Genomic DNA, 12,797 nt, shown 5'->3' with positions numbered 1-12,797 from the left:
ACAATGGGCTAGAAAGCAGAGATAAAAAAAGCGGATAAGTGTGCACTTATCCGCGTCAATCATCACTGACTAAGAGCGTGTTATTGTGGCTCTTCGCTGCTCAATGCTTTGAGGATCTGGAAAATCTCTCGATACGCTTTAGCCGGCTTGTTGGCTTGTTTTTCTTTGTTCGCCTGACGAGCAAGCTGACGCAAACGCTGACGGTCCGCATCCGGATACAGCGTCAATACCTCTTCAATTGCGCTGTCGCCCTCTTCCACCACACGGTCACGCAGTTGCTCTAGTTTGTGCAGCAGCGCCGTGGTTTGAGAGTGCTTGTTACGGACTTTATCCAGCGCCGCTTGAATTGGCTCTGGGTCTTCGTGACGCATCAATTTGCCGATAAACTGCAACTGACGACGGCGCGCTTCGTTTTTAAAACGCTGCGCATCGCGAATCGCATCGGCCAAGTCTTCGCTGAGTGGAAATTTTTCCAACACAGAGGGCTTGAGGTTAACGAGCTCTTCACCCAGTTTCTGCAGCTCTTCCATGTCACGCTTCAACTCGGATTTACTTACCCAGATGATCTCTTCTTCTGGTTCCCATGGCGCTTTCTGATTTTTGCGAGCCATTTTCATACCTTCATTTGAACGTCTATTTCTCTATTTTAACAAGAATCATGGGGAGAAAGCGAAATTCTTGTTATCCTAGCGACAAAGCAACGACTGATGAAGAGAATATGGACGTAAAAAAGCAAGTGGCACAGCAGCGTATCGAGCTTGAAGCTGCCGTCGCGAAAGCGTTAGAGATGGCGGGTGAAAAAGCGGATGCCGCGGAAGTTGCCATCAGTAAAACCACAGGTTTAAGCGTATCGACTCGCATGTGTGAGGTCGAAAATGTGGAGTTCAACAGCGACGGTGCACTCGGTATTACCGTCTACCGCAATCAGCGTAAAGGCAGCGCCTCAACGTCAGACTTAAGCGAAAAAGCGATTCAACAAACGGTATTGGCGGCGCTCGATATCGCTCAATACACATCAGAAGACCCGTACGCAGGCCCAGCACCGGCTGAGTTGATGGTCAAAGATATTCCCGATTTGGATCTGTTTCACCCCGATACGCCTGATCCTGACTACGCGGCAAAAATGGCGATTGAAGCGGAGCAAGAAGCGCTCAGCTACAGCGATAAGATCAAGCAAAGTGATGGCGCCAGTTACGATAGCCATTATGGCGTCAAAGTGTACGGCAACAGCCACGGCTTACTGGCGAGTTATGCCTCAAGTCGCCATAGCATCAGTTGCTGTGTGATTGGTCAAGGCCAAAACGGTGAAATGGAACGTGACTACAGCTACACAGTGGCGCGTCACAAAGACGACCTGTGGACGCCGAAATCCGTGGGCCTGAGCGCAGCGGAGAAAACCGTCAGTCGTTTAGACGCGCAGAAGCTCAAAACCGGTCAGTACCCGATCATGTTTGCGGCGGATGTCGCAACGGGTCTACTCGGTCACCTTGTGATGGCGATCAGTGGCGGTAACTTGTACCGCAAATCCTCGTTTCTTCTTGATCATCTTGGTCAGCAAATTCTACCCAGCTGGTTCCAAGTCGACGAGCGTCCCCATGTGTTGCGTGGTCTGGCGTCAAGCCCGTTTGATAGCGAAGGCGTTGCGACGCAAGATAGACAAATTATCACTGACGGCGTTTTATCCACTTACCTATTGACCAGCTATGCGGCGCGTAAAATGTCGATGACGCCAACCGGTCATGCGGGTGGCATCCACAACTGGTACGTGCAATCAACTGGGCAAGATTTTGATCAAATGCTTAAGGCGCTGGACACCGGCTTTTTGGTTACAGAAGTGATGGGGCAGGGTGTGAATATCGTGACGGGCGATTACTCGCGCGGCGCAGCCGGTTTTTGGGTTGAGAATGGTCAAATCCAATTCCCCGTCTCGGAGGTGACCATCGCAGGCAATCTCAAGCAGATGTTCAACCAAATTGTGGCTGTCGGCAGTGATGTGGAAACCCGTTCGCAGATTCAAACCGGTTCTATCCTGCTTGAGTCAATGAAAGTGGCGGGCGAATAAGCCTCACTATTTGACGTAGCAATGCTTCAGCGACGAAACACGAGAGTGCTTCGTCGCTGATGTGTATTTATAGTGCTGTTAGCGCTCAAACAGCTCGACATGCAACTTCTGAATCGCTTGTTTGGCTTCTGATTCACGCAGTAAGAAACAGAGGTTGTGCTGGCTAGCGCCGTAACAAATCATTCGTAAGTTAAAGTCTTCAAGTGTACCAAATACTTGTTTTGCATAACCTTTGCTCTCGCTCATGTTGTTACCAATCAAGGCGACGACGGAGAGGTTGTGTTCCACTTTCACGCTGCACAGCTCTTCAAGCTCTTCACGCGCAGCTTGAGGTAACGATGGCGCACCGCCAGAGGTACCTGTTTGATCAAGCGTTAATGAGACACTGATTTCAGAGGTGGTGATCAAATCGACCGAGACCTTATGCTTGGCCAAGATCTCAAACACTTTGGCTAGAAAGCCGTAAGCATGGAACATTTTCGCGCTGCGCAGCGTCACCATGGTTTGGTTGTTACGTAGGGCTAGGGCGCGAAACAGCGGTGAGCTTTCCACTTGATGACGAATCCAAGTACCGCCTTGCTCAGGCGCTTTCGAGGAACCGACAAATACCGGAATATCATGGCGCAGAGCAGGGACTAGGGTCGAAGGGTGCAGGATCTTGGCGCCAAAATTCGCCATCTCTGACGCTTCGCTGAAGCTAATTTCTGCAATCGGTGCCGCATTCGGGGCAATGCGCGGATCTGTGGTGTAGATTCCCGGTACGTCAGTCCAAATTTCTAAGCCAGAGGCTTGCACTGCCTCGGCAATCAAAGCCGCACTGTAATCACTGCCACCACGGCCAAGGGTAGTGGTGTTGCCTTCTTCATCGGAACCAATAAAGCCCTGTGTCACCACAACGTGCTCGCGGCACAGTGGCAGCAAGGTGTCACTGGCAAGCTCACGAATGGCGGCAACATCCGGTTCTGCGCGGCCAAAGTGGCTGTCAGTGCGCAGTACATCACGAATATCAAAGCGTACCGCGTTGATGCCGCGCTCAATCATCAGTTGGGTTAAAATGTGGGTCGACATCAGTTCACCACACGCAACAAGGTGATCAGTCAACTTATTGCTGGCTTGAATCGAGGCCGCTTCCGCAAGGCTGGTGACCGTATCAAGCAGACTGTACACTTCACTCGCCGCATGGGTTGGATCATTGAGTTGATTAAGAATCGCATCATGAATCTCAGCGAGCTGAGTCAGAATATCGCTGCGTTGCTGCTGATCTTGTACGCCGTTCGCCAGCGCGACCAATAGATTTGTTACCCCTGAACAGGCACTGCTGACCACCAGTTTTGTCTCTGGATTGTTCTCAACGACCGCCGCACAACGGCTCATCGCTTCAAAGTTTGCAACACTTGTCCCACCAAATTTAGCAACGTTAAAATTGCTCACGGCATTTCTCCCACAACTTCCTGAATATTGAGTCTTTCCTTTGCGTGAGGTGAGGATGAGCGAGAGTAGAGGTAGGTATGGAGTACGACCTCAGAAGCTCATCACCAGACGGCGCTGATGACAGTTGATGGGACTCAACCCAAGTCAACCGACAGGCTTAAACCACAATATAAGCCTACCTCGGCACTACTCCCCCTCAGAATGTTGTTTTGGAATTGTGGCTCCACAACATGCCTACCTGGGTAGTGCTCCTCTTCTGCAAAAAGCATAATTGTTTGTACAACAGGGTGACGAATTGTCTTGCCACCGCTTTCGCATTGAACGTGTTTATCTTCTTAATGTCAATGCGAAATTTACGGGTTAAAGACGATAGGTTCAGTTTGTGAGGCTGGTATGACCTGTCGACTTTTTGCGCATTGCTGCGCTGGATGAATTCGATTATGGTGAAGAGATAACAACAAGAACACCCTCATGATTCAAAAGGAGTTGCCAATGACTTACCAAAGTTTTATCCCCCCTCGCCGTATTTTGATGGGCCCTGGTCCATCCGATATTTCCCCACAGGTACTGCAAGCTTTGAGCCGCCCGACGGTGGGCCACCTTGACCCGCTTTTTATCCAGATGATGGACGAACTCAAGCAGCTGCTTAAATACGCCTTTCAGACCAACAATGAGTTTACGATTGCCGTCTCGGCACCAGGCAGTGCAGGTATGGAGACCTGCTTTGTTAACTTGATTGAGCCGGGGGACAAAGTCATCGTCTGCCGCAATGGCGTGTTTGGCGAACGCATGCGAGAGAACGTGGTACGCTGCGGCGGTGAAGCGGTGTTGGTTGATGATGAATGGGGAGCGCCGGTCTCGGTAGAGAAAGTTCGTGATGCGTTGCAGGCGCATCCTGATGCCAAGCTCCTCGCGTTTGTCCATGCAGAAACGTCGACAGGGGCATGCAGCGATGCGAAGACGCTGGGCGCGCTTGCTAAAGAGTTCAATGTGTTGTCGATTGTCGATGCGGTGACGTCACTGGGTGGTGTGCCACTCAAAGTCGATGAGTGGCAACTTGATGCGGTCTACTCGGGCAGTCAAAAGTGCCTCTCTTGTACGCCGGGCCTTTCTCCTGTGACCTTCTCCAGTGCAGCGATTGAGAAAATCACCGCTCGTCAAACACCGGTGCAAAGTTGGTTTTTAGACCAAAGTTTGGTGCTCGGTTACTGGAGTGGAGAGGGCAAGCGCAGTTACCACCACACAGCGCCCGTCAACAGTCTCTATGCACTGCATGAAGCTTTGCTGATGCTCAAAAATGAAGGGTTAGAAAACGCGTGGCGTCGCCATCAGCAGATGCACCACAAGCTCAAGGCTGGCTTATTAGCGCTTGGCTTTGAGTTTGTGGTGGAAGAGTCCGCACGCTTGCCGCAACTGAATGCGATTTATGTTCCTGAGGGAATTGATGAAGCCCAAGTGCGCAGCCACCTTCTTGATACGTACAATCTGGAAATTGGTGCCGGGCTTGGCGCATTGGCGGGCAAGGCGTGGCGGATTGGCCTAATGGGCTATGGTGCGCGTGAGGAGAACGTCGCGCTCTGTTTGCAAGCGCTTAAAGAGTCGCTCGGATAGAGTCGCTCGGATTAGAGTCGCTCGGATAGAGTCGCTTGGCGAGCAAATCGACTTATTAATGATTGCAGATGGCTCTCCAGTTCGGAGAGCCTTTTCTTATCTACTTTTTGTTTTCTTTTTATTCTTCGTCTGTACGAAGTAGTGCGTCGGTTGTCGGTGGCACGTATTGCACGTCTGAGAAATCGCGCCGCGGAAACAGGAATTGCGCTTCGGCTCGGATTTGCTCCGCCTTTTCACTGTCATTCAAACCTTGGTAGGCCAGAATCAAGTTGTTGTAGAACGCCGGTCTCGGTTTGTGGGTAATCACGCCAAGCGACCAATCCACGTAGGGTTGAATAAATTCAGGGTTTTGCTGGTGCAGGCCAATATTGAGATAGGTGCTGTAGATGTCCCAGTCAAAACGTTCCTGCCAGACAATCGGGTTACTGACTCGGTTAAGGATATCTGGATCTTTCGGTTTGGAGAGCTCAAACTGTGTCAATATGTAGTTGGTGTGCAGCGTGGTGATCATGTAAAACGACGTCACCAGCGGCAAGACCAAACTTGCTACGCGCAGTCCGGTCTGCGATACGATGCTCAATCGCGCATATCGGTAGGCGCGCTTACGTTGGTCGACCCAGTAAATCAATAGGATAAAGGTTACCCAATGAATCGCTGAGTGATAAAACGGATATTCTAATTGGGTGTGAAGCACGATGGGGATAAAGAGCGAGAAAATCGCCAAACGTGTACCTTTCTTCGCTGCGTAGATACGATACAGTACCAAAATGGCCGCGATCAACATGGCCAAAATCGGCAGCACGCCTCCCTCTACGCCCCAATATAAGGTTTCGTTGTGTGGGTGATCCATTGATGCAAGCCCAGGCGGATAACTGGCGTTGAGCTGATGTTGACGCGCCGTATAGACCAAGTATTCAGCTTCAAAGCGTCCGTAACCATAGCCAGTAAATGGCTTTTCAATCAGCATATCGAGCGTCTGAGGGAAGGTGTATTGTCTGGGCCCTTCTAGATTCACCTTTCGCTCTGCCAGGGTGTTGTTCTCACCGATCAACGTGGTCCCTAAGCCAATGGTGACGCCAATAATCACAGAGACGAGCCAACCGACGGCGCGTTTTTTGGTGGCAAAGCGCATCAAATAAGGGATCAGCAGCACGACGACCAGTAGCGCACTGAGCCAACCCGTCCGAGAGGCGAGCACTACCAGTAGGGGCAGCACGATGGCAGGTACCAGATAGAGTAGCGCCACATGGCTGACTTTGCGTTGATATTTAATGGGCTGACGGGTCAGCAAATAGCCAGACAGCGCAAGCCCTGTGGCTAAGAAGCTCGCCATGACGTTCGGTTGCTGAAAAATGCCGTATGGACGATTGGCGTCGGTGTTGTAGCCAAAGGGATTGCCGGGTTCGAGTACTAGGTACTGTACCCAGCCAAACAAGGCCTCAATGAACACGGCGATAACCACAAACCACAACAGCCTTTGACGCTGAGGGTTACTAAAACGAAATTGTTGCAGCACGGCAAACAGCAAAAAACCGGCCCACAATCCGCTTAATCGCGCGACCGACAACGACAGCTCAGAGTGCGGATAGAGCACGGGCACGGTCATGATCACACAACAAAGAAACAGACCTATGGTCAATTTGTTGTAACGAATTTGGCCACGTGTCCCAACTTGATAAAGCCCAAGAGCGATAGCGACTGAGCTCAGCAGCCAAGTGGGTGGGTTAAAGGCAAGGGCCAAGCCTGAACCGCCTGGGTTCGGCATGAAGAAATGCATCGCGACAAGGTAGACTAGGCCAATCATAGCCAAGAAAGGTTTCGTTAGAGGGCGAGCTTGTGTGCGTGCTTGAAGCTGCGTGCCTGCCACGTGGGTGGTTGCCATAGTGTTCCTTTCCAGCAAATAAAACGGGCTGGCACTAAGAAGCACGCCAGCCCGTTTACTTTACTATTTTTTTATTCACTTTTACTACTATTGCTTACTTTAACATAGGCTTAAGGAAGCGCGCTGTGTGTGAGCCTTCGACCAAGGCCACATCTTCCGGTGTTCCGCTAGCAATAATTTCACCGCCGCCTTGTCCCCCTTCCGGCCCCAAATCGACGATCCAGTCTGCAGTTTTAATCACATCGAGGTTGTGCTCAATCACCACAACGGTATTGCCGTGATCACGCAGGCGGTGCAACACGGCTAACAGCTGCTCGATATCGTGGAAGTGCAAACCTGTGGTCGGCTCATCGAGAATGTAGAGTGTTTTGCCGGTATCGCGCTTAGAGAGCTCACGCGCCAATTTAACGCGCTGCGCTTCCCCCCCGGAGAGGGTCGTGGCCGCTTGACCTAGGCGAATGTAAGACAAGCCCACATCCATCAAGGTTTGCAACTTACGAGCAATCACAGGAACTGGATCGAAGAAGGTTCGTGCGTCTTCGACCGTCATCTCTAACACTTCGTCAATGGTTTTGCCTTTGTAGCGCACTTCTAAGGTTTCGCGGTTGTAGCGTTTGCCTTTACAGACGTCACAAGGGACATACACATCTGGCAAGAAGTGCATTTCCACCTTGATCACACCATCACCTTGGCAAGCTTCACAACGCCCGCCGCGCACGTTGAAACTGAACCGGCCCGGTTTGTAACCACGAGAGCGTGACTCCTGTGTGCCAGCAAACAGCTCACGAATGGGTGTAAAAATACCGGTGTAGGTCGCTGGATTTGAGCGCGGAGTGCGACCAATCGGGCTTTGATCGATGTCGATCACCTTATCAAAATGTTGTAGCCCTTTGATGGTTTTATACGGCGCGGGTGTGGCGGTCGTCGCACCATTGAGCTCGGTGTGGGCAATTTTAAAGAACGTATCGTTAATCAAAGTCGATTTGCCTGAGCCAGACACCCCGGTGATGCAGCTAAACAGCCCGACAGGGATCTCCAACGTGACATCTTTGAGGTTATTGCCCGTCGCGCCAATGAGCTGCACGACTTTTTTCGGATCCTTAGGCGTGCGCTCCGTTGGGACTCGGATCTGCTTTTGACCACTGAGGTATTGGCCCGTGAGAGAGTTCGGATTGGCAATGATCTCTTCCATGGTGCCTTCTGCCACCACGTTACCGCCATGGACGCCCGCGCCAGGACCGATATCAATCACGTGATCCGCCATACGGATGGCGTCTTCATCGTGCTCAACGACGAGCACGGTGTTGCCAAGATCGCGTAGGTGAGTCAACGTCTTGAGCAGGCGCTCGTTATCACGCTGATGAAGACCAATCGAAGGCTCATCCAGTACATACATCACACCAACTAAACCGGCACCAATTTGACTGGCAAGACGGATCCGTTGCGCTTCACCACCGGAGAGTGTCTCGGCGCTGCGGGATAGGTTGAGGTAGTTGAGACCGACATTGACCAAAAACTGCAAGCGGTCGTTGATCTCTTTCATCACTTTCTCGGCAATTTGTGCGCGCTGACCTTCCAGAGTCAATTCATGGAAGAAGGTCAGTGCATCGGCAATACTGAGTTCGACAATTTCCGGCAGCGTCGTATCGCCAATGAACACATTGCGAGCTTCAAGGCGCAGTCGGCTACCGTCACAGCTGCTACAGGTTTTGGTTGAAATGTACTTGGCCAAATCTTCGCGTACCGAGTTAGATTCAGTATCGCGATAGCGGCGTTCCAAGGTATTGAGAATGCCTTCAAACGGATGACGTTTAACGCGAATATCCCCGCGATCATTGATGTAGTTAAACTCCACTTCCGTTCTGCCAGAGCCGGTGAGAATCACATCGCGAATTTTCTTTGGCAGAGACTTAAAGGGTGCGTTCAGGTCAAACTGATAATGGTTGGCGAGCGACGTCAGCATTTGGAAATAGTAGTAGTTTTTCTGATCCCAACCGCGGATAGCACCCTCTGCCAAACTGAGTGACTCATCCAAAATCACGCGTGCAGGGTCAAAGTATTGCTGAACGCCAAGGCCATCACAGGTATGACAGGCGCCGGCTGGGTTGTTGAACGAGAACAAGCGCGGTTCAAGCTCTTGCATGCTGTAGCCACAATGCGGACAAGCAAAGTTAGCAGAGAACACGATCTCCTCGTCATTGCCCTCCATCGGCGCGACCACTGCAATCCCGCCCGACAGCTCTAGGGTGGTTTCAAACGATTCGGCTAAGCGCTGCTGCAGGTCGGCTCTGACTTTAAAGCGATCGACCACGACCTCGATGGTGTGTTTCTTGTGCAGTTCTAGCGTTGGTGGATCGGATAAATCGCAGGTTTCCCCATCAATACGGGCGCGGATAAACCCCTGTGCTGCCAAGGTTTCCAGCGTTTTGACGTGCTCGCCCTTACGCTCTTTGACAATCGGCGCCAGCAGCATCAGTTTTGTCCCTTCTGGCATCGCCAACACTTTATCGACCATCTGTGAGATGGTTTGCGCGGCGAGTGGAACATGATGGTCAGGGCAGCGCGGCTCACCCACACGTGCGTAGAGCAGACGCAAGTAATCGTAGACCTCAGTGATGGTGCCGACGGTTGAACGAGGGTTGTGTGAGGTGGATTTCTGCTCGATGGAAATGGCAGGAGAGAGACCTTCAATGTGGTCGACGTCGGGTTTTTCCATCAAGGACAAAAATTGACGCGCGTACGCCGAGAGTGATTCCACGTAGCGTCGTTGCCCTTCGGCATAGAGCGTATCGAACGCCAGCGAGGATTTACCTGAACCGGATAGGCCAGTGATGACAATCAGCTTATCGCGTGGGATGGTGAGGTTGATATTTTTTAAGTTATGGGTGCGCGCACCGCGGACTTCTATCTGATCCATTGTTATCACTCAGGGCAAAAAATAGTGGCACAAGTATTACATAGCGTGAGCAATGTGCAAATAAAATACTGGATGGAAGAACAGTGTTTGGAGGTGCTAGTTCCTAGTTCCTGGTTTTGAGTTTATGGTAGGGAGGGAAAAAAGGGCGAGTAGGTGGGAGCCTACTCGCACTGAATCTAGAGAGATTAGCTCTCTTTGGTTGTGGCTTGTTTACCTAGTTCAGAGGTTTTGGTGTCTTTTAGGTAGAGGTTTTCGAAGCAGTAGTTGGTCGCCTCGATGTAACCTTCGACGCTACCACAGTCAAAGCGTTTGCCTTTGAATTTGTATGCCAATACACAGCCTGCTTTGGCTTGTTTGAGCAGCGCGTCGGTGATTTGGATTTCGCCACCTTTTCCTGGCTCAGTATTTTCGATCAACTCAAAGATGTCTGGAGTGAGAATATAGCGGCCGATGATGGCAAGGTTGCTTGGCGCTGTGCCTTTTTCTGGTTTCTCTACCATGTCGTCAACGCGGAAGATGTCGTCTTTGATCATTTCACCAGAGATCACGCCGTATTTGTGAGTTTCATCTTCCGGCACTTCTTGCACAGCAACAATTGAGCAGCGGAACTGCTTAAATAGCGCGACCATTTGTGCCAGTACGCCTTCTTGCTCATTGACACATAAGTCATCCGCGAGGACAACAGCGAACGGCTCATCGCCAACCAGCTCACGCCCGGTAAGGATCGCGTGGCCAAGGCCTTTCATTTCACGCTGGCGAATGTAGGTGAAGTTAGCACTGTCGATGATGTCACGAATATCGACCAGCAACTCTTCTTTGTTGGTGCCGCTGATTTGGTGCTCAAGCTCATAGTTCTTATCAAAGTGATCCATGATGGAATGCTTGCCACGGCCTGTCACGATGCACATGCCATTCATGCCGGCCTGAATCGCTTCTTCCACACCGTATTCGATCAGTGGCTTGTTCACCACTGGCATCATTTCTTTTGGCATGGACTTGGTGGCAGGAAGAAAACGCGTCCCATAGCCCGCCGCGGGGAAGAGGCACTTTTTAATCATGAGTAATACCCTTTTTTTTAATTTTTTAACCTTGTGAGCGCCGTAAAAACTGACGTGAACGACGTAATCACACTTTGCGATGTGATTGATGGTCGATACCTTACCATGACTGTGGAAAATGGCGAATGAAAGCGTTCCTTGTCGGCCCAGAAATGTGCGGGTGTTAGCTCGTTTTTGGAGTGTGGTAGTGGCATCAGAGGTTGGCTTTGGCCCACTCCATCGCTTGGACTCGATTTCGCACCTTGAGTTTTTTGTAGGCTTGATAGAGGTGCGATTTTACCGTGAATTCGCTGATGAACAGGTCCTCGGCGATCTGTGCATTGGACGCACCACTCTTAAGGCAGCGCAGAATTTCTAGCTCGCGCATGGTGATGTCGAGCACCACTGTCGCCGTTTGGCTGCTCATCACCGTGCGATAGTGATAGAGCAATTGTGCAGTGACTTTGCGAGGTAACCAATTTTCACCATTAATGATTGCCGCGCAGCCTTTGGCGATCACCTCTGGGGAGTCGTCGCAGTAAAACAGACCCTTGAGATGTCCAAAGGTTAATAATTCATCGGTGGAAAGGCGCTGATACAAGTTAATCAAAATCACTTCAAAGTGTTTGTTTAAAAGCGGTAGTGCTTCGATTTGCGCTTGTTGTTGATGCACAAATTGGTAGTCAAATATCAATATCCGATGGCGTTCTTGTTGCAGCGCCAGCATCAGCTCTGATGGCTCCATACGATGGATGGTGATTCGCAGCGCCCGCTGGATATCATCGACGTGCGGGTGTGAGTCGTTTTTGTTATTACAGATAAAATGCAGAGTACGAGCGTAAGACGATTTGGGCATGGCAGGCCTATGAGTCGGTGAGTCGAGTCGTTAGCGTGGTACAAAATCGCATCAAGTGCGATTTAAGGCCGTTGCTTTGCGTCTCGCTTCAAGCGCAAAAGTAATCGATGGATAGCTCAGCAGCAATCTGACGTGAGTTTGCTCGAAAGAATATCGGCGTGGGATTGGCGCGGGCTCGCAGTGTGTCCATCTTGATAAGGAATTCTTGATGAAGGATTCTTGTGAAGAGAAGCTGAGAAGAGAATCTTGGGATAGAAATTTATCAGCGCGTCAAAGCGTGTTATTCTAATGCGCTATTTAGGTATCAACACTCAAATTTGGACGGAGCGAATCATGGCGACCCGCGGAGTAAACAAAGTAATTTTAGTCGGTAACCTGGGCGGTGACCCGGAAGTACGTTACATGCCTAGCGGTGGCGCAGTGGCAAACATCACAATTGCAACGTCTGAAAGCTGGCGTGATAAGGCAACCGGTGAGCAGCGCGAAAAAACGGAATGGCACCGCGTGGCACTGTTTGGTAAGTTGGCAGAAGTCGCAGGTGAGTACCTGCGTAAAGGCTCTCAAGTCTATATTGAAGGTCAACTGCAAACACGTAAATGGCAAGATCAAAGTGGTCAAGACCGTTACACGACGGAAGTGGTTGTACAAGGCTACAATGGCGTGATGCAGATGCTAGGTGGCCGTGCTCAAGGCGGTGCGCCTGGTCAAGGTATGGGCCAGCCACAGCAGCAAGGTTGGGGTCAGCCGCAACAACCGGCACAGCAAGCGAGCCAGCCTTCTCAGCAATACGCTCAGCCGCAACAAGCGCAACAGCCAAAACCTCAGTACAATGAGCCACCGATGGATTTTGATGACGACATCCCGTTCTAACTCATTAGTTTTAGAAAAAAGCCGCGAATGTCGCGGCTTTTTTGTATAGTGACTAAAATCAAGCTATTACTTGCTGTCATTGATGGTCATCGAGCCTTGTTGGTCGGTATCGATGCTCACTGTTAGGAAAG

The 12,797-nt window shown here is 50.8% G+C and carries 9 protein-coding genes and 1 riboswitch; of the genes, 3 read left to right on the top strand and 6 right to left on the bottom strand.

Annotated features, from left to right (window positions below; all coding sequences use genetic code 11):
- Window positions 1-80: 80 nt before the first annotated feature.
- Entirely contained in the window at window positions 81-611 is a 531-nt protein-coding gene (gene yjgA / locus AC6R10_RS09605; RefSeq protein ID WP_334555017.1) for a ribosome biogenesis factor YjgA, read from the bottom strand.
- Window positions 612-718: 107 nt separating this feature from the next.
- Here yjgA and pmbA point away from each other — a divergent pair, with 107 nt between their 5' ends.
- The gene (gene pmbA, locus AC6R10_RS09600; protein WP_500672101.1) at window positions 719-2,062 is read left to right on the top strand and encodes a metalloprotease PmbA; all 1,344 of its coding nucleotides are present in this window, start codon (window positions 719-721) and stop codon (window positions 2,060-2,062) included.
- Window positions 2,063-2,140: 78 nt separating this feature from the next.
- Here pmbA and lysC read toward each other — a convergent pair whose 3' ends face one another.
- On the bottom strand, window positions 2,141-3,493 hold the full coding sequence (lysC, locus tag AC6R10_RS09595) for a lysine-sensitive aspartokinase 3 (protein WP_500672100.1): 1,353 nt from the start codon (window positions 3,491-3,493) through the stop codon (window positions 2,141-2,143).
- Between the two features lie 86 nt (window positions 3,494-3,579).
- A riboswitch (Lysine riboswitch) is annotated at window positions 3,580-3,757 on the bottom strand.
- Between the two features lie 228 nt (window positions 3,758-3,985).
- On the opposite strand from lysC, the gene AC6R10_RS09590 reads away from it, so the two are divergent.
- Window positions 3,986-5,104, top strand: coding sequence for a pyridoxal-phosphate-dependent aminotransferase family protein (locus AC6R10_RS09590; protein WP_500672099.1), 1,119 nt, complete (start codon window positions 3,986-3,988; stop codon window positions 5,102-5,104).
- A gap of 118 nt (window positions 5,105-5,222) precedes the next feature.
- Here the strand turns inward: AC6R10_RS09590 and AC6R10_RS09585 are convergent, their stop codons facing one another.
- The 4 genes from AC6R10_RS09585 to AC6R10_RS09570 all read right to left on the bottom strand — a co-directional run bounded on the left by AC6R10_RS09585 (window position 5,223) and on the right by AC6R10_RS09570 (window position 11,796).
- Complete coding sequence (locus AC6R10_RS09585; protein ID WP_500672098.1) at window positions 5,223-6,986, bottom strand: PglL family O-oligosaccharyltransferase; 1,764 nt, start codon at window positions 6,984-6,986, stop codon at window positions 5,223-5,225.
- Window positions 6,987-7,080: 94 nt separating this feature from the next.
- The gene (gene uvrA / locus AC6R10_RS09580; protein WP_500628794.1) at window positions 7,081-9,903 is read right to left on the bottom strand and encodes an excinuclease ABC subunit UvrA; all 2,823 of its coding nucleotides are present in this window, start codon (window positions 9,901-9,903) and stop codon (window positions 7,081-7,083) included.
- A 185-nt stretch (window positions 9,904-10,088) separates the two neighbouring features.
- The gene (gene galU, locus AC6R10_RS09575; RefSeq protein ID WP_500625660.1) at window positions 10,089-10,961 is read right to left on the bottom strand and encodes a UTP--glucose-1-phosphate uridylyltransferase GalU; all 873 of its coding nucleotides are present in this window, start codon (window positions 10,959-10,961) and stop codon (window positions 10,089-10,091) included.
- Between the two features lie 193 nt (window positions 10,962-11,154).
- Complete coding sequence (locus AC6R10_RS09570; protein WP_487901796.1) at window positions 11,155-11,796, bottom strand: LuxR C-terminal-related transcriptional regulator; 642 nt, start codon at window positions 11,794-11,796, stop codon at window positions 11,155-11,157.
- Window positions 11,797-12,129: 333 nt separating this feature from the next.
- Between AC6R10_RS09570 and AC6R10_RS09565 the strand changes: the two genes are divergently transcribed.
- Entirely contained in the window at window positions 12,130-12,666 is a 537-nt protein-coding gene (locus AC6R10_RS09565; RefSeq protein ID WP_334555025.1) for a single-stranded DNA-binding protein, read from the top strand.
- Window positions 12,667-12,797: the final 131 nt, after the last annotated feature.

It is taken from the genome of Vibrio sp. R12-SG2-ISO1 (genome assembly GCF_059834045.1).
The sequence above is the reverse complement of the archived record's forward strand: the minus strand, read 5'-3'. Positions and strand labels throughout refer to the sequence as shown.